Below are 25996 nucleotides of genomic sequence, written 5' to 3'. Positions count from 1 at the left end.
GTGCTCGCTTTATTATTCTGTCGGGCTACGGATGGCCCAAAACTCCATATCGAGACCCGGAAACTCCCCTGCGAGATGCAGAGCGAACGCACCGGACTTATCCATCTCGTGCCACAGCTCGCTGCCCTTCTCCAGCTCGAAATAGCTGTAGCCCGCGTGCCACGGTATTTGCGGCGGGGCGACCGGCATGGCGCGCAGCATAATGCCCGGCAGCTGCAGCTGAACCAGATCGCGGATTTTCGAGACCGGTGCCACCTTCATCTGGGCCGGGAAATGGGTTTGCAGGTGTTCGCCCGGCACGTTGGCCTTCACCGCCAGCACGAAGCCGAACTCGCGCACCATGCTGGTCTCCGGCACGGTAGCGATGTTAAGACCGTGGGAACGCTCGTTGAGCGGCAGCTGGATGGCGTGATCTTCTATCACCAGCGACAGCCCCTGACGCAGCATCAGCATCAGCTTGCTGAAGCAGACCGCCAGATCGTCATGGTCATACACCGGGAGCACGCTCTCCGCTGAGCGTTGTGAGGTCCAGGTGGCAAGTTCCGTCGCAAACGGCAGCCAGCTGCGCCACAGCGTTTCCGGGTGGAGCAGCGGCAGGGTTTTTATATGGGCAATCTCACCAAGATGGCGGTTGACCAGCGAAAGCAGCGTGAACTCAATCAGTTCGGAGGTATTAAAACGTCCAGGCTGGCGCAGACGTCCGCCAATCTGCTGGCTGCGCTGGACCAGTAGCCCATGCAGATCGTTAATCATGCCGTAGATCTGCGGGCTGTTGTTGGCGTTCAGCATCGGCGGAATGTAGCTGTTATCCAGCCGCACGTGGTTGTCGTTGCGTTTTTCGCTCACGAAGGCCACGCCGATGGCGGTCCACTCTGCCGTGAGATCTTTTTCCAGCATCAGGGTTAAACGCAGGCGGCCAAACTGTACCGTGGCATCGCCCACCGACATGGCATTATCGTCTTCGACGTCCTGTTCAAACGCGAGGTAACGCGCCAGCGAGGCCTGCTCTTCACTGAAAATCACCTCTTCGCGTTCGCCGCGGCGAACCGGCAGCGCAAGCACCACCTTCTCATTGGTGAGATTGTCAGGGATCTTCAGCGGCACCGGGCCATTGCGGCCGTTGCGCACCTGGAAAAACGTGCCGTCAGGCAGTAACCCGCTGCAGTAGCTCAGCGCAATACAGCCCTGGCGGAGCATCGCGTCGTCCAGCTCAACGTCGAGAAAGCCCCACAGATACGATCGCTGCAGCGCACCCCATTCACGAATGTGGTTCAGCAGATAACTTTCTGTCCGCTGAAAATGGTGTGGACGCAGGAACATGCCTTCGGTCCAGACGACCTTTTCTGCCTTCGTCATGATGATGTGTTTCCTGTTATGAAGCGCGTTACTGGCTGATGACCCGGATACCGTTCACGTCCAGGAAGACGTTGGCGATGAGTTCATCTGCGGACCATTTCCAGAACTGGTAGAAATGGTTTTCGCCGGGAACAGGCAATGGGATTGAGACGCGCCATTTTTTCCCGTCCAGCGTCTGATATTCCGCCATCACGCCGATATAGCGTGCCTCGGGCGAGCTTTGTCCACTCAGGTTTTTCGAAAGCTGGCCCGGCATCAGGAAGAACACATCGCTGTTGAGCAGATTCGCGCCAAGCGTGGCTGACGCGTTGTTCTGCAGGGAATAGAAGTCGCTGGACATGAAATCCGCATCGGATTTCAGGAGCAACACTCTGACCTTTAATGGCGCAGAATCATTGATTTGAGGGTGAGCCTGAAACTGCAGATTGTAGCGGGAGGGGTCGCTGTGTGAAGACGACGTACAACCACTCAACAGGGTGAAAACCACCGCGAAAAATGCTAACCCGAGCTGATGAAACGTTTTTGTATTCATAAAAAATACGCTCTTGAAACCCGTTTAGTTCAGGATCCAGGTGCCGTTTGCGCTGTCTTTGCAGGCTTTGCTGTTGCCATCGACGTCAACACAGGTTGTTTTCTTACGCGCTTTTGGACGGATCGCCTGTTTACGCACGGTGGCTTCGTACTGGTCGGCCTTGATCACGGCGCGCATTGGGACGTAACCAATCAGCTGTTCGTTCCCTTCGTCGGCAAGCGCCATCCAGAAGTGTTCAACCTGCCCCAGCACCACGTAGGTTTTGCCGGTCTCCAGCGTGCGGATCACTTTTCCGCCGTAGTCCGGACGGCTCATCAGGGATGCGGGGTACATGGCGCGATAAGGCTCATTCACCTGGGTGAACTCTGCCGGGGGCAGCACAACATGACGGTGAGTTAAGGTGACGCCGTTCACCTGGCTGGTCACGATGGTATCGTCAGTGATCGCAGGTTTCTGCGGCGCTTTACAACCCGCCACCGCCATTACAAACAGAAGTGAAAACAATACGCGCATTTTCATATGCTTTTCCGTAGCGATATTTCGATGATGAAGATAAGGAGGTGAAGTTTGACTTAAGTGCTATTGTTAAAATAGTCAGGATATTTTCGTGGCGTTACTATTTTAAAGGCATAGCTACCGCACGAGCCCTTCAGAATAAGGCCCAGCGTCTTCCTGACATATTTTGACAAACGGTAAACAAGTTTACATGAGCTTCGCATCAATTCAATATTTACCGTTACGTAACTGTTGGTAAATGAAGCAGAGGATAGATTATAGGATTAATCTTAATAAAAAATGATACACGGCCTACCTCCATTTATTTACTCACTCAATGCGCGCATAAGCCACTGTTTTACATAACAAATACACAAAAGAGAATCTATTTCAATAACGCAATGCCGCTATTATCGCCACTACCATTATTAGTAGAATTCGCGTATTGGTGATGTCAGAAGAACATATCGCCAATGAATTATTTGTTGCACTAACAGGGCATCTTTAATATTGCACGAACTTTGCGCTCAGAATGAACCTATTTCACCGATGCCGCCCGGCGTTAATTTCACGGCTCAAAATAACTTTATATTTTACGCGAAGACAATTTCCCTTTAAGGCATAAATTATATCCATTAATCATTAAGCGGGAGTTAACCTTCCTGCCTTAATCGCCACTAAAAAATGCACGCAATTACCTGCCAACTGCGAACATCGTCTCTTTCTCCCGTTAAGGCGCTTCATTCGAAATTTTACTGGTGCTACATCCTTACCTGTTCACCGCCATCTATCTCACCTACCAGGCGATAGATAAGATTTATTATTAAAATGATAAAAATTCGTTATAATTTCTTTAAATCCTTAGGCGCAAAATCCTATAAAACCCTGTAATGAAAAGAATTTAAGAAGAAGCCATTTTCTCTACCGCATGCGAGCAGCCATACGGTCGTGATTGCTTTCGCTTATTGCCCGGCGCAGCGCTTTTATGGGTTTAGATGTTGTGTAACCGAACAAATCAGGAGTGGGTATGAACACGAAAAGACGCGCAGTTCCCGGCATCAGACACTATGACGGTCCCGCCGGAGGCTGGGGCGCGCTGAAAGCAACGGCCATCGCGGTACGTACCCAAATGGATACTCTGGACGCCCCCGCGACCCTGCTCCGCACCAACCAGCCGGACGGTTTTGACTGCCCTGGCTGCGCGTGGCCCGATAAGGAGCATAAATCGACGTTCCAGTTCTGCGAGAACGGCGCGAAGGCGGTGACATGGGAAGCCACCAGCAAACGCGTCACCCCCGAATTTCTGGCGGAAAACAGCGTCGCTTCGCTGCTGGCAAAATCGGACTTTGAGCTGGAAGGCTACGGTCGCCTGACGCATCCCCTGCGCTATGACCGGGCAAGCGATACCTTCCGCCCCGTCGACTGGGACGAGGCGTTTCAGCGTATCGGTGAAGTCCTGCGCGGGCTCGAGCCGGACCAGGTTGAGTTCTATACCTCCGGACGCGCCTCTAACGAAGCGGCATACCTGTTTCAGCTCTTCGCCCGCGAATACGGTACCAATAACTTCCCCGACTGCTCGAATATGTGCCACGAGGCCACCAGCGTCGGCTTGCCGCGATCTATCGGGATCGGGAAAGGCACCGTCTCGCTGGACGACTTCGATAAGACCGAACTGGTGATCTCCATCGGCCATAACCCCGGCACCAACCATCCGCGAATGATGGGCACCCTTCACGAGCTGGCCCGCCGCAACGTGCCGATTATCGTCTTTAACCCGCTGCGTGAGCGCGCCCTCGAACGTTTTGCGGACCCGCAGAGCGTGATTGAAATGGCGACCTACGGCTCCACGGATATCGCCTCGACCTATTTCCAGGTGAAAGCCGGGGGCGATGCCGCCGCGCTGAAAGGGATGGCTAAACACCTTCTGGAGATGGAGGCCGAACGCGGTGACGTGCTGGATCGCGCGTTTATTGCTGAACACACCCAAGGCATTGAGGACTTCGCCGCCGATATCGCGCAAACCCGCTGGGAAGACATTGAGCGCGAGTCAGGCCTGAGCCAGGCGGCGCTCAGGAAGGTTGCCGAGGCCTATGCCAAATCAAATGCCACCATCATTACCTACGGAATGGGAATTACCCAGCACAATAAAGGCACGGCGAACGTCCGCCTGATCGCTGACGTGCTCCTGCTGCGCGGGAACATCGGTAAGCCCGGCGCGGGTATCTGCCCTCTGCGCGGCCACTCAAACGTGCAGGGAAACCGGACCGTCGGGATTAGCGAGAAACCCACACCGGCCTTCCTGAACCGTCTGAAGGACGTGTTCGGCTTTGAGCCGCCGTCTCACCACGGACACGATGCGGTGCAGGCCACGCTGGCGATGATTGACGGCCGTGCGAAGGCACTTATCTGCCTCGGCGGCAATTTTGCGGTTGCGATGCCCGATCACGAGCGGGGCTTTCCGGCGATGGGTAACCTGGCGTTGAGCGTGCACGTCGGCACCAAGCTCAACCGCACCCATCTGCTGGTGGGCAAAGAGACCTTTATTTTCCCGTGCCTCGGCCGCACCGAGCTGGATATTCAGGCTACCGGCCGTCAGTCCATTACCGTCGAAGATTCCATGTCGATGGTGCACGCCTCGTCCGGCAAGCTGAAACCCGCCTCGCCGTTGCTGCGTTCGGAACCCGCCATCGTGGCTGGCCTCGCGAAAGCCACCCTACAGGCCACCCGCGTGGACTGGATGACGCTGGTTGAGGATTACGACCGCATCCGCGATCTGATCGAGCAGACCATTCCGGGGTTTGAGAACTACAACGCGCGGATCCGCGTTCCCGGCGGCTTCCGCATGCCGCTGCCGCCGACGCAACGTATCTGGCCAACGGCGACAGGAAAAGCGATGTTCTCGGTGTTCGACGGGGTTCACGAGAACGCCAGCGGCGAAGGCGAGCATGTTCTGCGTCTGATTACGCTGCGCAGCCATGACCAGTACAACACTACCATTTACGCCCTGGACGACCGCTACCGGGGGGTCTTTGGCCGCCGCGACGTGCTGTTTATGAACGAAGACGATATGGCACAGTCAGGGCTGGAGCACGGCGACCGCGTGGATATCGAAACCGCCCTCCCCGGCAGCGTTCAGCGCCTGGAGGACATTACCGTGGTGGCGTACAGCATCGCCCCGGGCTCCGTCGGGGCATACTACCCGGAGGCTAACGTGCTGGTGCCGCTCGATTATCTCGACAAGGACAGCGGGACGCCGTCTTATAAATCCGTTCCGGTTCGCATCACCCTGCGCTCAAAAGAGATCCGCATGCTGTAAGGCCGTTCGCGCAGAGAAAACGATGGATATTAAACAGTTAAAATACTTAATCGCGCTCGACGAGACCCGGCACTTTGGTAAAGCGGCCTCGCAGTGCAACATCACCCAGCCGACCCTCTCCATGCGCATCCGCAGCCTGGAAGAGGAGCTGGGGCTGGTGCTGATTGTACGCGGGCAGCGCTTTGAAGGGTTTACGCCGGAGGGTGAACGTATTCTTGCGTGGACCCGCGCGCTGCTGGCGGCGCACGACGGGCTGCAGGCGGAAGCCGCGCTGTGCAAAGGCCAGGTGGTGGGCGAACTCCGTCTGGGGATGGTGCCGCTGGCGAGCGTGGATCCGATGATCTTTATACGCCTGCTGACGCAAAAATACCCGGAGCTGACCTACAGCCTCTATTCCATGTCCTCCGCGCAGATTGCCGACGGCGTCAGCCGGAATCAGCTTGAGCTGGGAATATGCTACCTCAACAGCATCGACACCAGCCTGTTTGACATTATCCAGCTTCCCAAAACGAAGATGGGCCTGCTGCACGACGTCCGCCATTTCCAGCTCGGCCAGGAGAGATTGGCCTGGCGCGACCTGACGGATTTTCCGCTGGGGTTCCTGACCAAAGGGATGCACTACCGGGCGCATATGGAGGCCAGCTTTCACGCTGCAGGCATTGAACCGACAGCCGTTTTCGAGAGCGACTCCACGTTCCAGATCATTCAGGCGGTACAGAGCGGCGTATGCTGCGCCGTCATGCCGCTGAACAACGGGCTGGAGGCGCTGAACAGCAATTTCAGGATTGTCCCCATCGCCGAGGCGAACATTGAGGCGCCCGTCGGCCTGATTATGCGCAGGCAGAAACCCGTCTCCTCGCTGGCGCTGCGCTGTTTTACCGACGCGCAGGAGATTTATCACGCCAACAATGAGGCGTAGGCCTCGCGCGTCACCACGCTAAAACCGCCGATCAGCACCACGTCACAAATCGCCCGATGTTCCGGTGAACTGACCAGCGCATGGAGCGCATCGCGAATGGCGCTAAGCGTTTCAGGTGAGGTGTTATGCGAAGCGATCAGCGGCAGTCCCGGCGTCAGAGGGGTACGGTCAATGACCGCCAGCCCCGCTAGCCGTTCCGGCTCATGGCGCTGCAGCAGTGCCCAGGTCACGCAGTCGATGGCCGCAATATCCCCCACCCCGCCTTTTACATCAACCAGCGACTGGCGATGGCTGCCGCTTAAAATCACCTGCGAAAAATAGTCATTGACCGTATCAGGTGCCACTCGTCTTCGCAGCGTGTTGTAGCCGGACTGGGAATCGGGCGCATTACACACCACCCTCCGCCCGCGGAAATCGTCAACGCGCAGGTGTTTATCTTCTTCCCGCACCACCAGCAGGCTGCGGTAAGCGATCCCTTCGCAGCCCGGCGCCGCATAATGAAAACAGCCGACGACCTGCACGTCCGGCAACTGTGTGATCAGCGGATAACCGCAGGTCTGGCTCAGGATGAGTCCAGGCTGCTGCCAGTGCGTCAGTAGGTCCTCTTCCGGGATGCCCGGCACGAGACCGCCCACCGGCACGCCGCGTGCCAGCAGCAAAGCGTGCACAGCTCGCCACAGCGCGTCGGTATCGGCCCGATTGACGGCATACATCGGAAACGCCAGCAGGTTACTCATGCTCTTCTCGCTTTATCCCCGGATGAACCGTGACGTCCACGGCCTTATCCCAAAACTGTCGCAGCCACTGGCCGTATCCCTTGACCACAAAACCGTGATTGCGCTGCTGGTACACCGCCCGGTTTTGCTGGTAGATCGCCTTAAGACCATACCAGGGTACGCCTGGCAGATCGTGATGCACTGAATGGTAGTTGAGATTCAGGAACAGCACCTGCCAGACGATCCCGGCTTCGTTAATGACCGAACGCGCGAGAGGATCGTCTGCAGCGCGGTGCTCGAGAAAAGAGCGCACTTTGGTGAGCGCCAGCGCGGGATAGCTCACCGCCAGCACAAACCAGACCGGTGAGAAATCCACGTGGCGCATCCAGACAAACAGACCCGCCAACAGCCCGCCATGCACCAGCCACATCAGCATCGCCCGCAGGTTCATGTGGCGAAACGCCGCCACGGCGCTTCCCAGCGTCTGGACGATATCCAGCAGCGGAGCCAGTAACAGCCGCCCCAGAAACGTATTACGCACATGAATAATGCGCTTCTGCCAGGGCGCAAAACGCGCCCAGCTCTCTTCGGTAAAATAGTAGGATTCAGGGTCGTCCACCGGTACCGTGAGACGATCGTTGCTGTGATGGGCAAGATGCGAGTCGCGGTAAAGGCCATAGGGATACCAGACCGCCAGCGGCAGCGTTCCGAAAAGCTGATTTAAGCGGGGAAAGCGCGTCGGATGACCGTGGATCAGCTCATGCTGAAGCGACATATACCAGGCGGTAAACCAGATCAGCAGCACCGTGGCAGGCAGCAAGCCGAGCGTGCGCCAGTACGCCAGGGTGGTAAACCAGCCGGTATAGATAGCGATAATTAACAGCCAGGTGGGAAGCTCGCTTCGCCACAGCAACCGCGTGGCAAGCTGGTGAATATGTTCTCGCTGCTGCGGGTGTAAATAGTGACTCATTCCTGCCGATGCCGTTCCGTTTGTCGTTCTGTCTCCTGACGATCCGGGAAAACGGCTGTAATAACAAAGAACTTAAATCGCTTTGCTTTGCCAGAAATGGCGTTTATGCGCTCCACCCGTTGACTTATTTTGTAATAAAGCTACTTTTCAGGACATGAAGAAGATCCTGATTATTGTTCCCGACGGCGGCATGCTGTTTGAAGCCGCCGGTATCGCCGACATTCTGATGCAGGCCAACCGGCTGCACCCGGAAGGTCTGTCTCACCCGTGCTACCGCATCATCATCGCCACCACGCAGCCCCATCAGGTGATCCACGGTCAGTCCGGATTAAACCTGCTGGCGGATTATCGTCTGCCTGAACTGGACCCGCGTGAGCCGCTGGATACCATCATCATTACCGGCCGCGGCATGAATGAACAGGAGAGCACCGCCGTGGTGGACTGGCTGCATCTTGCAGCACCGCATGCGCGGCGTATTGCCTCCATCTGCGGCGGCGCGATGCTGCTTGCGCAGAGCGGTTTGCTTGACGGTCGGCGGGCAACCACACACTGGCGTCTGCTGGAGACCATGCAGGCCGCTTATCCGGCCATCAGGGTGGAAGGCGGCCCGATCTACGTTCAGGATGGGCCCATCTGGACCTCCGGCGGGGTCAGTTCCGGTTTCGACCTGACGCTGGCGCTGGTGGAAGACGATTACGGTTTCTCTCTCGCCCGCGACGTAGCGCAGGATATGGTGATGTACCTGCGCCGTCCGGGCGGACAGCTGCAGTTTAGCCGCTATAATTTGCGGCAGTCCGGCACCCAGGGGCCGATTAGCGACCTGCAAAGCTGGATCCTGCAAAATCTGACCGCCGATCTCTGCGTTGAGCGCCTGGCGGAAAGAGCGGCGATGAGTCCCCGTAATTTCACCCGCGTATTCACGCGGGATGCGGGGGTTTCTCCGGCACGCTACGTCACGGAAGCGCGTCTTGCCGCCGCCCGGCAGCTGCTTGAGCAAACCAGCGATCCGCTGGAGCTGATTGCTGAGCAAAGCGGGTTTGGCACCAGCATTAACCTGCGTCGTGTTTTCGAGAAACAGCTTCATCTCACCCCCACGGAATACCGCCAGCGCTTTCACTGCCGCAAGATGGCGTAATGTGATCCTTTTTTGTCATTTACGCCATGCAGCCTGACGCCTAGAGTGACTCCAGACAACAGAGATAAGGAGTGCATCATGGTTAAGGTCGGTATTAACGGTTTCGGCCGTATCGGACGTAATTTCCTGCGCGCGGCGCTGGGTAACCCGGATCTTCAGATTGTGGCCATTAACGATCTGACGGACAGCCAGACCCTCGCCCATCTGCTCAAATATGATTCCCTGCTCGGCACGCTGCAGGCGCCCGTTGAGGCGGCTGACGGCGCGTTACAGGTGGACGGGCAGCGGCTCACCGTCTTCAGCGAACGCGATCCGGCGAACATCCCGTGGCGCGACGTTGGGGTGGACGTGGTGATTGAAGCCACCGGTTTCTTCACCGAACGCGAAAAGGCGGCGGTACATATCACCCGCGGTGGCGCCAAGCGCGTCATCATCTCTGCGCCGGGTAAAAACGATGACCTGACGGTGGTGATGGGTGTGAACCACGAACTGTACGATCCGGCCCTGCACGCCGTCGTGAGTAACGGGAGCTGTACCACTAACGGACTGGCTCCGGCAGCGCAGGTGCTGCATCAGCAGTTTGGTATTGAGCACGGCCTGATGAACACCACGCATGCTTATACCAACAGCCAGGCGCTGCACGACCAGCCGGAGAAAGATCTGCGCGGTGCACGCGCGGCGGCCCTGTCGATTGTGCCTTACTCCAGCGGCGCGGCGAAGGCGCTGGGGAAAGTGATCCCCTCTCTTGACGGTAAGCTGACCGGGTATTCTCTGCGCGTTCCGGTTCCGGTGGTGTCGATTGTGGATTTGACGGTAACGCTGAGCCGTAACGTGACCGCCGACGAGGTGAATGACGCGTTCCGTCAGGCCGCGGCTAGCGGCCCCCTTAAAGGGATCCTGGGCTACAGCGATGAACCGCTGGTCTCCAGCGATTACCAGGGCGACCCGCGCTCCTCAATTATCGACGGGCTGTCGACGCTGGTGATTGGCGGGAACATGGTCAAAATTCTGGCGTGGTATGACAACGAGTGGGGATTCTCAAACCGCCTGGTGGATCTGGCGGTGCTGATGGATAAGAAAGGGCTGTAAGTCTGGAGCCGGGTGGCGCTTGCGTTCACCCGGCAAATAATTCACTCCGCTTTTACTTTCACACCCATCAGCACAATCACCATTGCCGTCACCAGCAGGAAACCGCTGCCCGCAAACACGCCGCTGGCACCGTTGAGGTCGAATACCGCCCCGCCACCCGCCGCGCCTGCGCTTATCGCCAGCTGAATAGAGGCCACCAGCAAACCGCCTGCACTTTCGGCTTCATCAGGGACGGTGGTTGCCAGCCAGGTTGACCAGCCCACCGGTACCAGACCAAAGGCAAAGCCCCATAGCGCAACCAGTAAACCGTCCAGCATCGCCAGATGACCAAACGCGACCATCATGAGCGCCAGTACGCCCATGGCGAACGGCACCAGCGCCAGCGTCAGGCGCAGATTGCGTGCCAGCAGATGTCCGGCAACGGAGGTGCCGACAAAGTTGGCGATACCAAAGCCCAGCAGGATCAGCGAAATCGTCTCTACGCTTGCCTGACCGACGGTCTCGAGGAACGGGCGCAGATAGGTAAAGAAAGCAAAATGGCCGCTGAAGATCAGAATGGTTGCCAGCATCCCGCCGATCATCCCCGGACGACGCAGCACCCGGAACAAGGTTCCCAGACTGCCGCTGCTCTCCGGCTTCATCGACGGCAGGACCCAGACCTGCCACAGCAGGGCCGCTACGCTCGGCACTATGCAGAGAACAAAGACGTTACGCCAGCCAATCAGGCTGCCCAGATAGCTGCCCAGCGGCGCCGCAACAACCGTTGCAATGGACACGCTGGAGAAAATCACCGCCAGCGCTTTCGGCACCTTATCGGCAGGTACCAGCCGCATCGCCGTAGCGGTCGACATCGCCCAGAATCCCCCGATAGCAACGCCCAGCAGCAGGCGCCCCATCAGCAGGACGTGCAGGGTTGGCGCAAAGGCCACCAGCAGGCTGGAGACGATCTGCAGCACCGAAAAGAACATCAACACCCAGCGGCGGTCGATACTTTTGGTGGCTGGCGTAATCAGTAAACCGGTGACCAGCGCCACCAGCGCGGTCGCCGTAACGGCCTGCCCGGCCATCCCTTCCGTTACGCCCAGGCTGGCAGCCATCGGCGTGAGCAAACTGGCGGGCAGAAACTCTGCCGTGATCAATCCAAATACGCCCAGCCCCAGCGAATAGACCGCTCGCCAGGCGGGTTTTGCAGGCGCTATCGCCTCGCTCGCCGCGACACATGAACTCATCTGTTGATCTCCCGTTATCAAAATGTGACTAATATCGCAAAAGCATAGAGCGTTCCCCATGGACGATCTATGACATATAATCTCCACTTATTGATTATTCGTCCGGAGTTGTGCGATGACCGTTCAGTCACCCGATTTGATCAGCGAGCTTTTACGCGGCATGCGCCTTTCCGGAGTGAAATACCGGCGAATTGAAGCCAGCGCGCCGTTTGGCGTGGCGTTCCATCAGGCTCCCGGTAAGGCGCAGTTTCATTTCGTCAGCCACGGCAGCGCGCTGCTGCGCATGGAGAGTGGTGCAACCTTTGAATTAAGCGGCGGCGATGCGCTCTTTATCCCGAACGGCAACGCTCACGCCCTGCTCTCAGACGCGCAGGCTCCCCTGACGCCGGTGGATGCTTTTCCCAGCGAACCTATCTGCAGCTCGGTCTGCGCGATTGCCTGTGAGCCCTGTCCGGACGGTGAGAACACCATTATCTTTAGCGGATGCATGGATTTTGAGCTGGGCGGAATGCAGCCGCTGATCAAGGCTATGCCGGAGGTGATGATGGTGAGCAGGCTGATGTCCACCTGGCCGGAGATCCATCCCTTGCTGGCTGCCATGGAGCGAGAATCCATGACCCGTCAGGTGGGCTTTGCCGGGATCCTGGCGCGTCTGGCAGACGTCGTCGCGGCGCTGATCGTGCGCGGCTGGGTCGAAGCCGGATGCGGTAAAGCCACCGGGTGGGTGCAGGTGCTGCGCGATCCCCGCCTCAGCAGAGCAATTTATGCCATGCACCAGCAGCCCGGCCTGAACTGGAGCGTGGCCGATCTGGCTAAAGAAGCGGGCACCTCCCGCTCCGTGTTTGCCGAACGGTTTCTGGCCGCGACGGGGACCACCCCGGCAAAATATCTCAGCGAGCTGAGAATGCGGCTGGCTATTCAGTATATCCGTCATGAAAATCAGCCCATCGAAACGGTCGCGCTGCGGCTGGGATACGGGTCTCTGGCGGCATTTAGCCGGGCATTTAAGCGCATTATCGGACATGCGCCGGGCACGCTGCGGGAAGCCAGCCAGACCCCGGAAGAGGCGTAACGGGCCAGCAATATTTCACGCGAAGCGGGCAATATTCGTCTAAGGTTTTCAGGTGATTGACAACAGCGGTCACGCTGTTTAGTGAAGACAGGAGACGAACTCATGATAAGACCTCGTACACTACGCCCTGCGTTCTTGCAGCTTGCGCTGGGAGGCGCGCTGCTCGGCGTAACAGCATTCGCTTATGCTGACCAGCCCCCTACAACCCAGACGACATCACCCGATATTTTGCTGGGTCCTCTGTTTAATGATGTGCAAAGTGCCAAACTGTTTCCCGATCAAAAAACCTTTGCTGATGCCGTACCCAAAAGCGACCCGCTGATGATTCTGGCGGATTATCGGATGCAGCACGCCCAGTCCAGCTTTGACTTACGCCACTTTGTCGAGATGAACTTCACGCTCCCCGCGGAAGGTGAAAAATATGTTCCGCCTGCTGGACAAAGTTTGCGTGAGCATATTGACGATCTTTGGCCCGTACTGACCCGCACCACCGATAAAGCCAGCAACAAGTGGGATTCGCTCCTGCCGCTACCGAAACCTTACGTGGTACCCGGCGGGCGTTTCCGCGAGGTGTACTACTGGGACAGCTATTTCACCATGCTGGGCCTGGCCGAAAGCGGCCACTGGAACAAAATCAGCGATATGGTGGACAACTTCGCCTATGAAATTGACACCTTTGGCCACATCCCTAACGGCAACCGCAGCTATTACCTGAGCCGTTCGCAGCCGCCGTTCTTCTCCCTGATGGTCGAACTGCTGGCGACGCATGATAAGGACGCGTTGAAAAAGTACCGTCCGCAGATGGAAAAAGAGTATGCCTACTGGATGGAGGGCGTCGATGGCCTGCAGCCGGGCCAGGCCAACAAGCGCGTCGTGAAGCTGGATGACGGGACAATCCTTAACCGCTACTGGGATGACCGCGATACCCCGCGTCCTGAATCCTGGCTTGACGATGTAAACACCGCTAAAAATAACCCTAACCGCCCGGCGACGGAAATTTACCGCGATCTGCGCTCGGCTGCCGCGTCAGGCTGGGACTTTAGCTCCCGCTGGATGGACGATCCGCAAAAGCTTGGCACCATCCGCACGACCAGCATCGTGCCGGTGGACCTGAACGCCCTGATGTTCAAGATGGAGAAGCTGCTGGCACGGGCAAGCCAGGAGGATGGCGATACCGCCGGTGCGAGCAAATATGACGCGCTGGCCGCCTCGCGCCAGAAGGCCATCGAGAGCCATTTGTGGAATGAAAAAGAGGGCTGGTACGCGGATTACGATCTGAAGAGTAAAAAGGTGCGTAATCAGCTCACCGCCGCCGCCCTGTTCCCGCTTTACGTGAAGGCTGCGGCACAGGACCGCGCGGATAAAGTTGCTGCAGCTACCGCTTCACGCCTGCTGAAGCCGGGCGGCATTACGACCACCACTATCAACAGCGGCCAGCAGTGGGATGCGCCAAACGGCTGGGCACCGCTGCAGTGGGTCGCAGCGGAAGGATTGCAGAACTATGGACAGGACAACGTGGCGATGGACGTGACCTGGCGCTTCCTGAAAAACGTTCAGCACACCTACGACCGCGAGAAGAAGCTGGTGGAGAAGTATGATGTCTCGTCTACCGGCACCGGCGGGGGCGGCGGCGAATATCCGTTGCAGGATGGATTTGGCTGGAGCAACGGCGTGACGCTCAAGATGCTGGACCTGGTTTGTCCGAAAGAGAAACCGTGCGACAGCGTGCCGGAGAATCGGCCTGCGGCAAATGACGACGCCGCGCCAGCGAAAAGCGCGGCGCAGTAAGGGTATTGCCGGGTGGCGGCTACGCCTTACCCGGCCTACTTTTGGAAATAACAGGGCTTTGCTTAGAAACTGTAGCTCGCCCCTAGCTGGAACGTCCGGTCACGCCCAATCCAGCAGTTGGTGGCGTCGTAACAGGTCAGCGTCTCTTTATTGGTGATGTTCTGCGCGCTGGCTTTCACCGTCAGTCCTTCAAGCGACGGCAGAACTTCTCCCATGCGGTAAGAGGCCGCCAGATCGTACTGCGTGGTGCCCCCGAGTTTGCCCGCATCGTTATTTGGTGAAATTTCCATCGGCCCGGTATAGCGCGCGCCAGCACCCAGCATCAATCCTTTCAGCGGCGTACTGTCGAAGGTGTAGTCGCCCCACAGGTTAAAGGCATTCTCCGGCACCTGGGTTGGACGCTTGCCCTGGTATTTATCATCTTCCGTATTGATGGCGTGGGTGTAAGCGTAGTTCGCAATCAGCGTCAGGTTATCCGTCGGACGGCTGACCGCCGACAGCTCAGCCCCTTTGGATTCCACTTCTCCGGTCTGACGGTAGTTGAGGAAGCCGGGATCGGAGGTGACGACATTTTTCTGGCGAATGTTAAACACCGATGCGGTAAAGGTGGTGGCGTAGTCCGCCAGCAGGTATTTCACCCCACCCTCAACCTGCTTGCTGGTGGTTGGCTTGACGTCTTTGGCGACGAGCGTCCCCTGAGGGGATACCGGCGCAAAGCCTTCGGAATAGCTGATAAACGGCGAAATCCCGCTATCGAAAGCGTAAAGCGCCCCCAGACGTTTGGTGACCCGATCCTGAGAGACATACGCTTTGTCGCCGTTTTGCAGGTAATTCGTGGTCACGGAGCGGTAATCGTCATAGCGCAGGCTGCCCAGCAGGTTTAATCCGCCGAACTCCACCTGATCCTGCAGGTAATAGCCGTTCTGCTGATAGCTCAGACGGTTTTTCTGGGCGGTATACAGCCCCAGCGCGCCTTCATCGATCTGCGCGTGGTCGGGATTGCGCATATCAATACCCGGCGTTGAGGAGGCGTATCGGTAGTGGAAGTGCGAGTTCAGCTTCTGATAGTCAAACCCGGCCAGCAGATGATGTTTCCATTCCCCCAGCGCAACCGTTTTGGTGACCTGGTTGTCGATGTTGAAGCTCTGAAGGTCTTCATCCGTGGTGTAAGCAAAGCGGTTGAGTTGATAGACCTCGCTGCCCGGCCCGGTTGAATAGACGCTGCGCTGATGGGTATCCACGTCGAAGTAGCGTGCTTTCTGATTAAAGCCCCAGCCGCTTTCAAACTCATGCTCAAAGCTGTAGCCCAGCATCCACTGGCGCTGTTTGAATCCGCTCCACTCGTCCCCGGCATAGTCCCGACGGTCGGCGTAGCTCGAGCGCAGGTAGGCGAGCGGCAGCGGGTCTGACGGCGACAGGCTCGGGGTATTTTGCGCCAGCGCATCAATGGTGAGACGCGTTTTGCTGTCCGGCTGCCAGGTCACTGACGGTGCCACGAGGTAGTTTTCGTAGCGCGTGGTGTGCGGCTGGTCGTCATTCTCCGTCGCTTTCCCCAGCAGACGGTAGTTCCAGTCGCTGTCAGCGATTTGCCCGGTTGAGTCGAGGTAGCCCTCTTTCAGGTTGCGGGTACCGGTGTTAAAACCCACCTCGGTACGGGAGGCTTTTTGCGGCTTCTTACTTTGAATATTCACCAGCCCACCCGGGGAGCCGCCACCGTACAGCACTGAAGAGGGACCTTTCAGAATATCAACGCTCTCAATCAGCAGCGGATCGATGCGCGCTTTGGTGTTACCGGTGACGTTATACGGCAGCTGCAGACCGTTATAGAATTCCTGGTCAACCGTAAACCCGCGGATTTTGTATTCGCTCATGTACGAGGTACTGCCCCTCACCTCGGTCGAGACGCCCGGGGCATAGCGCAGGATTTCATTCACGGAGTTCGCGTGACGCTTTTCTATCTCCTGCTCAGAGAGGGTATTGATCACCTGCGGCGTTTTACTTTCTGCCACCGCCGATTTGGTCGCACTGTTCGTCCATGAAGGAAGCGCGCTGCCCTGCTCTGCGCCCGTGACCAGGATAGTCGATTCTTCGGCGAAAGCCTGTGCCTGCAATGCCAGCGCCACGGCTCCTGCCAACGCACATAACGCAAAACGTGAGGTATTCATCATTGTCGTCTTTGTTGTAGATAATACTGGGAACGACAATTATTATCATTTCGATTAGCAAATCAATACGAAGATAAAAAAAACGGCCCTCAGATGAGAGCCGCTTGTGAACATGTTATGCCCGTCGGAGTAACCGGAATATGCCGAGTACAACGATTGCGCCGACCACCGCGACCAGAAAACTGTGGAGATCGAAACCGCTGATGCTGCCGCCAAAGCCAAACATCGTTGCCAGCCAGCCGCCGACAACCGCCCCGACCACGCCGAGTAAACAGGTCAGAATAAAGCCGCCACCATCATTTCCCGGCATGATCAATTTGGCGATAGCGCCGGCAATAAGACCAAAGATAATCCAGGCGATGATACCCATAGCGATGCCCTCTTGCAGGTTTAACGCATGCACGGAAAACCTTCCGCGCTGGTGACTTAAGTATAGGTCATTGCCCGAAAATCATTTTCATCTCACCGACTTAAATTACAGCGGCCAGTAAAAAAAATCACCGGTTTGTATTAAGTTTCATTTCAGATTGCCGATAACGCAGAGACAGTCTGTCACATATCAAGGAGCAATCTGGCGTGAGTAATTACAGTGAGCAGTTCCTGAAACAAAATCCGCTGGCTGTATTAGGGGTATTACGCGACCTGCAAAAAGGTGAAGTGCCGCTACGCATGCGTTGGTCAAACAATCAGTTTATCAGCAAGATCCTGGACGTGTCGTCCGACCGTCTGATCGTCGACCTGGGCAGCCAGGAGCATGAGAACCGCGCCGCACAGCGGGCGGAAAGCATCTCGGTGATGGCTGAAACACACGGCGCAAAGGTGGAATTTATTCTGCCGCGGCTTGAGCTGAGCGAATATCTGGGGCTGCCTGCTTTTACCTCGCCGCTGCCTGATAACCTCTGGTTTGTACAGCGTCGGGAATATTTCCGCATCAGCGCCCCGCTCCACCCTGCTTATTTTTGTCGGGCAAAAATGCCGGATAAAAAAGAGATCCGCTTCCGCCTTTTTGACCTGTCGCTGGGCGGCATGGGCGCGCTGATGGATACCCCAAAACCTGACGGGCTGGTTGAAGGCATGCGATTCACGCAGATTGAGCTGGATATGGGCGGCTGGGGGCGGTTTTATTTCGATGCGCAGCTGATTGCCATCAGCGAGCGTAAGGTGGTAGACAGCAAGAACGAGACCATTTCCACGCCCCGTCTGAGCTTTCGCTTTCTCAACGTGGGGCCGGGTGCAGAGCGCGAGCTTCAGCGCATCATCTTCTCTCTGGAGCGAGAGGCGCGGGAACGGGCGAATAAAGTCTTGTGAGGGGCGTCGGGCAGCGGGGCCGCCCGACAACGGCGCTACATGGCGTCCATCGCTTTCTGTACTTTCCAGATATACCGAGGTGCCTGCGGTGACGGGTGATTCTTCACTACATGTTCAAAGAACTCGTCTTTGTCCATGTCGTTTATCTCTTCAATCGCCTCTTTACGGTCGGAAGAGAACGTTCTGAGCAGCGCACCGGCACCGTTCACGTAAGAGACCACCAGCGCGTACTGCATCACTTCAGGATCTTCAATCCCCTTCAGCACGCCGTGTTCCAGAATGCTCAGGTAAGCGGTTCCCATTGAGATGTTGCGCTCCGGGTTTTTAAGCTCGCTGGTCGACGGCTGACCGCTCCAGCCCATATAGCGGTAGACCTCTTTGCCCGCCGTTGATGCCTTAAGCTGCATCAGCCCCACCGCGTTGGATTTACTGACGAGCGTTGGGTTGCCGCCGGATTCCACGGCAATGATCGCCGTGACCAGGCGCGGGCTCACGCCCCAGGCCTTCCCGGCTTGCTCGCTGATCGGCATCCACTGCATGGCCCGTTTCACCGGCACTTCCGGGTTCCAGGGCGGATTTTGATAATCATGTTTTGAACTACAGCCAGCAAGCAACACAATCAAAAAAGCAAACCATCTCAATTTCACGTCATCTATCCTTATAGCCGGTCATCGCAGTGCGCCGCCTCTTGAAGCAGGCGGCGTATAAGCGGCATGATATAGACAATTAGTTTCTCATTCAGCAAGGAATTGCCATGTCTCAGTTTCATCTCATCGCGCCGTCGGGTTACTGCATCAACCAGGACGCGGCGCAGCGGGGCGTTCAGCGCTTACTGGAATCCGGCCATCGGGTAGAAAATCAGACAATTATCCCCCGCCGCCTGCAGCGCTTTGCCGGAACAGAGGCGCAGAGACTGAATGATATCAACAGCCTGGTAAACCTGAAGGGCGCTAACCAGATTGTGCTTGCGGTGCGCGGTGGGTATGGCGCGAGCCGGCTGCTGGAGAGTATCGACTGGCAAGGCCTGGCAAAACGCCAGCAGCAGGATCCTCTGCTGATTTGTGGACACAGCGATTTCACGGCGATCCAGCTCGGCCTGCTGGCGCTGCACAACGTCATTACCTTCAGCGGCCCGATGCTGGCCGGTAACTTCGGCGCGCCGGAGCTGGATGCGTTCACCCAGGAACATTTCTGGCGCGCGCTGCAAAATTCGACCTACAGCGTTGAGTGGCAGGGAAATGGGCCGCACTGGGAATGTGAGGGCCAGCTCTGGGGCGGGAACCTGGCGATGCTGGTGTCGCTGATTGGCACGCCGTGGCTGCCCCAGATTGAGGATGGCATCCTGGTGCTGGAAGATATCAACGAGCATCCGTTCCGCGTCGAGCGCATGCTGCTCCAGCTTTACCATGCGGGCATTCTCGGGCGCCAGTCCGCCATCGTGCTCGGCAGCTTTAGCGGCTCGGCACCGAATGACTATGATGCAGGATACTCCCTTGAGACGATGGTTGATTTCATCCGTTCGCGGCTGGATATTCCGGTGATTACGGGACTGGATTTTGGCCATGAGCAGCAGACCGTTACCCTGCCGCTGGGCGCACAGGCGACGCTGACGCATAATAATTCAGGCAGTCGGCTGACTCTCAGCGGCCATCCGGTCTTAAAGGCATAAAAAAGCGCTTAAACCGCCTCAATAAAACGCTGTTCCTGTCGTTAATATGTTAGGGTTTTAATAACAGCGTTAACATTGAGGTGGGAGTACGACAACATTGGATGCCGCAGCAATAATCAGCCTTTTCATTCTGGGTTCTGTGCTTGTAACCAGCAGTATTTTATTGAGTTCATTTTCATCACGTCTCGGCATACCTATTCTTGTTATTTTCCTTGCCATCGGCATGCTGGCCGGCATTGATGGCATCGGCGGTATCCCATTCGATAATTACCCTTTCGCTTACATGGTGAGTAACCTCGCGCTGGCGGTGATCCTGCTGGACGGCGGGATGCGCACCCAGGCGAGCTCTTTCCGCGTCGCCTTAGGGCCTGCGCTGTCGCTCGCGACGGTCGGCGTGTTGATTACCTCCGGCCTCACCGGGATGATGGCCGCGTGGCTTTTCCATCTCAATCTCATGGAGGGTTTGCTGATTGGCGCGATTGTCGGTTCAACCGACGCCGCAGCGGTATTTTCCCTGCTTGGCGGTAAAGGGCTAAACGAGCGCGTCGGCTCGACTCTTGAGATTGAGTCCGGCAGTAACGATCCGATGGCGGTGTTTCTCACCATCACGCTGATTGAGATGATTCAGCAGCACGAAACCGGATTAAGCTGGATGTTCGCCTGGCATATTCTGCAGCAGTTTGGGCTGGGGATTGTTATCGGCCTGGCGGGGGGATACCTGTTACAGCAGATGATCAACCGCATCTCGCTGCCCGCGGGGCTTTACCCCCTGCTGGCGCTGAGCGGCGGAATTCTGATTTTTGCCGTCACCACCGCGCTGGACGGCAGCGGTATTCTCGCCGTCTACCTCTGCGGTTTCCTGATGGGCAACCGGCCAATCCGTAACCGCCATGCCATTTTGCAGAACTTCGACGGCCTGGCATGGCTGGCGCAGATCGGCATGTTCCTGGTGCTGGGCCTCCTGGTCACGCCATCCGACCTGCTGCCGATCGCCGTTCCGGCGCTGCTGCTTTCTGCATGGATGATCTTCTTCGCCCGTCCGCTCTCGGTGTTCGCGGGTCTGCTGCCGTTTCGCGGCTTCAACCTGCGCGAACGGGTGTTCATCAGCTGGGTGGGCCTGCGCGGCGCGGTGCCGATTATCCTTGCCGTTTTCCCGATGATGGCCGGTCTGGATAACGCGCGGCTGTTCTTTAACGTGGCGTTCTTCGTGGTGCTGATTTCGCTGCTGTTCCAGGGGACGTCGCTCGGGTGGGCGGCGAAAAAGGCCAAGGTGGTGGTGCCGCCCGTTGGCTGGCCGGTCTCCCGCGTGGGGCTGGATATTCACCCGGAAAACCCGTGGGAGCAGTTTGTTTACCAGCTCAGCGCCGACAAATGGTGCGTGGGGGCCTCACTGCGCGATCTGCATATGCCCGCCGAAACGCGCATTGCCGCCCTGTTCCGCGATAACGCCCTTCTGCACCCTACCGGCAGCACCCGCCTGCGCGAAGGCGATATTCTGTGCGTCATTGGCCGCGAGCGCGACCTGCCCGCGCTGGGCAAACTGTTCAGCCAGTCGCCACCTGTCGCGCTGGACCAGCGGTTCTTCGGCGATTTTATTCTCGAAGCCAGCGCCAAGTTTGCGGACGTGGCGCTGATTTACGGGCTGGATGAGGGGCTGGAGCACCGCGACAAGCAGCAAACGCTCGGGGAAATCATTCAGCAGCTGCTGGGGGCCGCGCCCGTCGTGGGTGACCAGGTGGAGTTCGCCGGGATGATCTGGACGGTTGCGGAGAAAGAAGATAACGCGGTGAGAAAAGTCGGTGTGAGACCGAGGGAAGAGGACGCGGAGTAGTGTTTTTTTGCCGGGTGGCGCTTACGCTTACCCGGCCTACGTTCGAGGGTTTTGTAGGTCGGGTAAGGCGAAGCCGCCACCCGACACACACATTCGTTACACCGTCACAACCGGCACTCTCGGTGCCAGCGCGCACATCAATTCATAGCCGACCGTGCCCGCAGCGGAAGCCACATCGTCGATTTTAACCTCATTACCCCACAGCTCGACCGGCGATCCGATGCCCGCCTGCGGACAGGGGGTTAAATCTATCGCCATCATATCCATCGAGATGGTCCCTACCGTGCCCGTGCGAACACCATCGACCCACACGGGCGTGCCGGTTGGCGCCAGGCGCGGATAGCCGTCCGCGTAGCCCCCCGCGACAATCCCGATGCGCTGCTCGCCCGCCGCACGGTAGCGGCTGCCATAGCCTACCGTGTCACCCGTCTTCAGCGTCTGTACGCCAATGATTTCACTGCGCAGGGTCATGACCGGCTTCAGGCCGCTGTTGGCGACGTCCTGCCACTGGCCTGAGGGAGATGCGCCGTACAGCACGATACCCGGACGCACCCAGTTATAGTGAGCTTCAGGATGCCAAAGCGTCGCCGCCGAGTTCGACAGCGAACGTGGGCAATCCAGCCCTTCTGCCGCCTGCTCAATGCGGACCATGGCATCGGCGATACCGTCCGGCTTTTCAGCATCCGCAAAATGCGCCATCAACGTCATTTCACCGACATTTTTCAGGGCACGCAGCTGCTGCCAGACCGTATGGACCCGCTCAGGCTGGAAGCCCAGGCGGTTCATGCCGCTGTTCACCTTGAGATAGATATCCAGCGGCGCGTGGAGCTTCGCATCCTGAATCGCCTTAATCTGCCAGTTGCTGTGAACGCTGGTGGTCAGACGGTATTTGTCCAGCAGCGGCAGATCGTCGGCGTGGAAAAAGCCTTCCAGCAGCAGGATGGGCCCTTTCCAGCCGCGCTCGCGCAGCAGAATCGCCTCTTCCAGATTAAGTAACGCAAAACCGTCGGTTGCGCTAAGGGCGCTCCAGATGCGGTCAATGCCGTGGCCGTAGGCATTTGCCTTGACTACCGACCAGACGCGTGTACCCGGCGCAGCACGGCGAACAATTTGCAGGTTATCCTTCAGGGCCTGCAAATCCAGCTGAGCCAGAATGGGACGGGACATGACGACTCCTTAGTTATGTGCGCCGTGCAGGTGCTGCGGACGCGATGGGGTAAACCCTGATTGATAACGTGCGGCACTTAAATCGTCAAACGGAATTGCTGGCGTGCGGCCAGATATCAGGTCGCTCAGCAGCTGACCCGAGCCGCAGGCCATCGTCCAGCCGAGCGTGCCGTGCCCGGTATTGGTCCACAGGTTTTTATACGGGGTGCGGCCGACAATCGGCGTGCCGTCCGGCGTCATGGGGCGCAGACCGGTCCAGAAGGTCGCCTGTTCGACAAAGCCTCCGCGCGGGAAGAGATCTCCCACCACCATCTCCAGGGTTTCACGACGCGGCTGCAGCAGTTCGGTGTTGAAGCCCACGATCTCCGCCATGCCGCCTACGCGAATGCGGTTGTCGAAGCGGGTGATGGCGATTTTGTAGGTTTCGTCCAGAATGGTCGACACGGGCGCGCCGCTCTCTTCTTTCACCGGAATGGTCAGCGAGTAGCCTTTCAGCGGGTAGACCGGAATATCAAGGATACCTTTTAGCATGGCGGTCGAGTACGAACCAAACGCCATCACGTAGGCATCGGCTTTGATCACCTCTTCGCCGCACTTCACGCCGTAAATTTTTTCCCCTTCCGACAGCAGCTTGTCGACAGAGGTGTTAAAGCGGAATTTGACCCCTGCCTGCTCGCACATGTGCGCCAGACGTTGCGTAAAGAGCTGGCAGTCGCCGGTTTCGTCATTCGGCAGGCGCAGGCCGCCCGTCAGCTTGTGCGCCACTTCCGCCAGCGCAGGCTCCACCTGCCCCAGCTGGCTGGCTTCCAGCAGCTGATAGGGTACGCCCGCATCTTCCAGCACGGCGATATCGCGGGTGGCGTTTTCATACTGTTGCTCGGTGCGGAACAGCTGCAGCGTACCGCCCTGACGGCCTTCGTACTCAATGCCCGTCGAGGCGCGTAAGGCTTTCAGACAGTCGCGGCTGTACTCCGCCAGGCGCACCATGCGTCCTTTATTTTCCATGTAGTGGCGTGTGTCGCAGTTGCGCAGCATCTGCCACATCCACTTCAGCTGGAACTGCGTGCCGTCGAGACTGATCGCCAGCGGCGCGTGGCGCTGGAACATCCACTTAATCGCCTTTAACGGCACGCCGGGCGCTGCCCACGGCGCCGCATAGCCCGGAGAGATTTGTCCGGCGTTCGCCGCGCTGGTTTCAAGCGCCGGGCCGGATTCACGATCGATAACGGTAACCTCATGCCCCGCCTGACTTAAATACCAGGCGCTGGTTACGCCAACGACACCACTTCCCAGTATGACAACACGCATAGCCACTCCATTATGTGCAAAAGAACAATCTTCTAATTACAGATTGATAACCTAGTTGAAAATATTATTCAACATACGACTTTTTTATGGTGACTTACCTCACACATCCCTCTGTATCAGGGGATAGCGCTAATTTGGGATCTCCTGCTGCGCGTTATTTTTAGCCAGCATAAAACTCTGCGAGACCCGCTTTTTTTGCCGTATCAAAAACGCGAAATCGCAAAGAAAAAATTTCTGCTTCAGCACGCTTTTTAACGCGTTGATCTATGCTTGAAAGGAGGCTCTCCAGACAGAGAGAGCTCCCAACAACGAGGGCGCGCTAATGGCTACTATTGATTCCATATCCAAGGACAACACACGTCTGAGCGATGGACCCGACTGGACCTTCGAGCTGCTTGATGTTTATCTGGCCGAGATTGACCGGGTAGCAAAACTCTATCGCCTGGATACCTATCCCCATCAAATTGAAGTCATTACGTCCGAACAGATGATGGATGCCTACTCCAGCGTCGGGATGCCGATCAACTATCCGCACTGGTCGTTTGGTAAGAAATTTATTGAAACGGAGCGGCTGTATAAGCACGGTCAACAGGGGCTGGCGTATGAGATCGTCATTAACTCCAATCCGTGTATTGCCTATCTGATGGAAGAGAACACCATTACCATGCAGGCGCTGGTGATGGCGCACGCCTGCTACGGGCACAACTCTTTCTTCAAGAACAACTATCTTTTCCGCAGCTGGACGGATGCCAGCTCGATTGTCGATTACCTGATTTTCGCCCGTAAATACATCACCGAATGCGAAGAGCGGTACGGCGTGGATGAAGTGGAAAAACTGCTCGATTCCTGCCACGCGCTGATGAACTACGGCGTTGACCGCTACAAGCGTCCGCAAAAAATCTCCTTACAGGAGGAGAAGGCCCGGCAGAAAAGCCGTGAGGAGTATCTGCAAAGCCAGGTGAATATGCTGTGGCGCACCCTGCCGAAGCGTGAGGAGGAGAAAACGGTCGCCGAAGCGCGTCGCTATCCGTCCGAGCCGCAGGAAAACCTGCTCTACTTTATGGAGAAGAACGCCCCGCTGCTGGAGCCGTGGCAGCGCGAGATCCTGCGCATCGTGCGTAAGGTGAGCCAGTATTTCTACCCGCAGAAACAGACGCAGGTGATGAACGAAGGCTGGGCGACCTTCTGGCACTACACCATCCTTAACCACCTGTATGACGAAGGGAAAGTCTCCGAACGCTTTATGATGGAGTTTCTGCACAGCCACACCAACGTGGTGTTCCAGCCTGCTTATAACAGCCCGTGGTACAGCGGCATTAACCCGTATGCCCTTGGCTTTGCGATGTTCCAGGACATCAAGCGCATCTGCCAGTCGCCGACGGAGGAAGACAAATACTGGTTCCCGGACATCGCCGGTTCTGACTGGCTGGAAACGCTGCATTTCGCGATGCGTGACTTTAAGGATGAGAGCTTTATCAGTCAGTTTATGTCGCCGAAGATCATGCGAGATTTCCGTTTCTTCACCGTGCTGGATGATGACCGTAACAACTACCTGGAAATTTCGGCGATCCATAACGAAGAGGGATACCGCGAGATCCGCTCTCGCCTCTCTTCCCAGTACAACCTGAGCAACCTTGAGCCGAACATCCAGGTATGGAACGTGGATTTACGCGGTGACCGCTCCCTGACGCTGCGCTATATCCCGCACAACCGCGCGCCGCTGGATAAAGGGCGTAAAGAGGTGCTGAAGCACGTGCACCGGCTGTGGGGCTTTGACGTGTTACTTGAACAGCAGAATGAAGACGGCAGCGTGGAGCTGCTGGAGCGGTGCCCGGCGCGGTTGAATACGCTGTAGCGTCGCTTTTGCCCGGTGGCGCTACGCTTACCGGGCCTACAAGAACCGTAGGTCGGGTAAGGCGTAGCCGCCACCC

21 protein-coding genes are annotated in these 25996 nt (G+C 57.4%); 10 read left to right on the top strand and 11 right to left on the bottom strand.

Annotated elements, in window-relative coordinates:
- Positions 1-12: 12 nt before the first annotated feature.
- The 3 genes from tssK to KK102_RS12010 are packed head-to-tail and all read right to left on the bottom strand — an operon-like array spanning position 13 to position 2407.
- The gene (tssK, locus tag KK102_RS12020) at positions 13-1356 is read right to left on the bottom strand and encodes a type VI secretion system baseplate subunit TssK (protein ID WP_216357663.1); all 1344 of its coding nucleotides are present in this window, start codon (positions 1354-1356) and stop codon (positions 13-15) included.
- Positions 1357-1384: 28 nt separating this feature from the next.
- The gene (gene tssJ, locus KK102_RS12015; RefSeq protein ID WP_216357662.1) at positions 1385-1888 is read right to left on the bottom strand and encodes a type VI secretion system lipoprotein TssJ; all 504 of its coding nucleotides are present in this window, start codon (positions 1886-1888) and stop codon (positions 1385-1387) included.
- A 24-nt stretch (positions 1889-1912) separates the two neighbouring features.
- Positions 1913-2407, bottom strand: a complete 495-nt coding sequence (locus KK102_RS12010) for an SH3 domain-containing protein (protein WP_126545393.1) — start codon at positions 2405-2407, stop codon at positions 1913-1915.
- A 1003-nt stretch (positions 2408-3410) separates the two neighbouring features.
- On the opposite strand from KK102_RS12010, the gene KK102_RS12005 reads away from it, so the two are divergent.
- The gene (locus KK102_RS12005; protein WP_216357661.1) at positions 3411-5699 is read left to right on the top strand and encodes an FdhF/YdeP family oxidoreductase; all 2289 of its coding nucleotides are present in this window, start codon (positions 3411-3413) and stop codon (positions 5697-5699) included.
- Between the two features lie 22 nt (positions 5700-5721).
- Complete coding sequence (locus KK102_RS12000) at positions 5722-6618, top strand: LysR family transcriptional regulator (RefSeq protein ID WP_216357660.1); 897 nt, start codon at positions 5722-5724, stop codon at positions 6616-6618.
- On the opposite strand, the gene KK102_RS11995 is transcribed toward KK102_RS12000, so the two are convergent.
- Positions 6597-7355 carry a phosphate/phosphite/phosphonate ABC transporter substrate-binding protein gene (locus KK102_RS11995; RefSeq protein WP_216357659.1) on the bottom strand — a complete coding sequence of 253 codons (759 nt, stop codon included), beginning with the start codon at positions 7353-7355 and terminating at the stop codon, positions 6597-6599. The genes KK102_RS12000 and KK102_RS11995 overlap by 22 nt on opposite strands.
- Complete coding sequence (locus KK102_RS11990) at positions 7348-8304, bottom strand: fatty acid desaturase (RefSeq protein WP_216357658.1); 957 nt, start codon at positions 8302-8304, stop codon at positions 7348-7350. The genes KK102_RS11995 and KK102_RS11990 overlap by 8 nt, the downstream gene beginning before the upstream one ends.
- Before the next feature lie 154 nt (positions 8305-8458).
- Between KK102_RS11990 and KK102_RS11985 the strand changes: the two genes are divergently transcribed.
- Positions 8459-9439 (top strand): GlxA family transcriptional regulator, encoded by a 981-nt coding sequence (locus KK102_RS11985; protein WP_216357657.1) that lies wholly within the window; start codon positions 8459-8461, stop codon positions 9437-9439.
- A gap of 78 nt (positions 9440-9517) precedes the next feature.
- Complete coding sequence (gene gap / locus KK102_RS11980) at positions 9518-10528, top strand: type I glyceraldehyde-3-phosphate dehydrogenase (RefSeq protein ID WP_216357656.1); 1011 nt, start codon at positions 9518-9520, stop codon at positions 10526-10528.
- Between the two features lie 41 nt (positions 10529-10569).
- On the opposite strand, the gene KK102_RS11975 is transcribed toward gap, so the two are convergent.
- The gene (locus tag KK102_RS11975) at positions 10570-11757 is read right to left on the bottom strand and encodes an MFS transporter (RefSeq protein WP_126545400.1); all 1188 of its coding nucleotides are present in this window, start codon (positions 11755-11757) and stop codon (positions 10570-10572) included.
- Positions 11758-11872: 115 nt separating this feature from the next.
- Here KK102_RS11975 and KK102_RS11970 point away from each other — a divergent pair, with 115 nt between their 5' ends.
- Positions 11873-12829: an AraC family transcriptional regulator gene (locus KK102_RS11970; protein ID WP_216357655.1), complete on the top strand. Its 957-nt coding sequence runs from the start codon at positions 11873-11875 to the stop codon at positions 12827-12829.
- Between the two features lie 102 nt (positions 12830-12931).
- Positions 12932-14617: an alpha,alpha-trehalase gene (locus KK102_RS11965; RefSeq protein WP_216357654.1), complete on the top strand. Its 1686-nt coding sequence runs from the start codon at positions 12932-12934 to the stop codon at positions 14615-14617.
- Positions 14618-14679: 62 nt separating this feature from the next.
- Here KK102_RS11965 and KK102_RS11960 read toward each other — a convergent pair whose 3' ends face one another.
- Positions 14680-16782: a TonB-dependent siderophore receptor gene (locus tag KK102_RS11960; RefSeq protein ID WP_216357653.1), complete on the bottom strand. Its 2103-nt coding sequence runs from the start codon at positions 16780-16782 to the stop codon at positions 14680-14682.
- A 115-nt stretch (positions 16783-16897) separates the two neighbouring features.
- Positions 16898-17152, bottom strand: coding sequence for a GlsB/YeaQ/YmgE family stress response membrane protein (locus KK102_RS11955; RefSeq protein WP_126545520.1), 255 nt, complete (start codon positions 17150-17152; stop codon positions 16898-16900).
- A 206-nt stretch (positions 17153-17358) separates the two neighbouring features.
- Between KK102_RS11955 and ycgR the strand changes: the two genes are divergently transcribed.
- Positions 17359-18090 carry a flagellar brake protein YcgR gene (gene ycgR / locus KK102_RS11950; RefSeq protein ID WP_216357652.1) on the top strand — a complete coding sequence of 244 codons (732 nt, stop codon included), beginning with the start codon at positions 17359-17361 and terminating at the stop codon, positions 18088-18090.
- Positions 18091-18125: 35 nt separating this feature from the next.
- Here the strand turns inward: ycgR and emtA are convergent, their stop codons facing one another.
- Positions 18126-18737 (bottom strand): membrane-bound lytic murein transglycosylase EmtA, encoded by a 612-nt coding sequence (emtA, locus tag KK102_RS11945; RefSeq protein WP_216357651.1) that lies wholly within the window; start codon positions 18735-18737, stop codon positions 18126-18128.
- A 107-nt stretch (positions 18738-18844) separates the two neighbouring features.
- On the opposite strand from emtA, the gene ldcA reads away from it, so the two are divergent.
- Together ldcA and KK102_RS11935 are read left to right on the top strand one after the other, a co-directional pair.
- Positions 18845-19759, top strand: a complete 915-nt coding sequence (gene ldcA, locus KK102_RS11940) for a muramoyltetrapeptide carboxypeptidase (RefSeq protein WP_126545405.1) — start codon at positions 18845-18847, stop codon at positions 19757-19759.
- A 97-nt stretch (positions 19760-19856) separates the two neighbouring features.
- On the top strand, positions 19857-21590 hold the full coding sequence (locus KK102_RS11935; protein WP_216357650.1) for a potassium/proton antiporter: 1734 nt from the start codon (positions 19857-19859) through the stop codon (positions 21588-21590).
- Between the two features lie 96 nt (positions 21591-21686).
- Here KK102_RS11935 and dadX read toward each other — a convergent pair whose 3' ends face one another.
- Both dadX and KK102_RS11925 read right to left on the bottom strand, forming a co-directional pair.
- Positions 21687-22757 (bottom strand): catabolic alanine racemase DadX, encoded by a 1071-nt coding sequence (gene dadX / locus KK102_RS11930; protein ID WP_010432750.1) that lies wholly within the window; start codon positions 22755-22757, stop codon positions 21687-21689.
- A 9-nt stretch (positions 22758-22766) separates the two neighbouring features.
- Positions 22767-24065 (bottom strand): D-amino acid dehydrogenase, encoded by a 1299-nt coding sequence (locus tag KK102_RS11925; protein WP_100166050.1) that lies wholly within the window; start codon positions 24063-24065, stop codon positions 22767-22769.
- Between the two features lie 322 nt (positions 24066-24387).
- On the opposite strand from KK102_RS11925, the gene KK102_RS11920 reads away from it, so the two are divergent.
- Complete coding sequence (locus KK102_RS11920; protein ID WP_089601462.1) at positions 24388-25920, top strand: SpoVR family protein; 1533 nt, start codon at positions 24388-24390, stop codon at positions 25918-25920.
- The last annotated feature ends 76 nt before the right edge of the window (positions 25921-25996 follow it).

The sequence above is a fragment of the Enterobacter quasimori genome (assembly GCF_018597345.1).
GTDB lineage: Bacteria > Pseudomonadota > Gammaproteobacteria > Enterobacterales > Enterobacteriaceae > Enterobacter > Enterobacter mori.
Note: the sequence above shows the minus strand (reverse complement) of the source record. Positions and strands in the feature narration are given on the sequence as shown.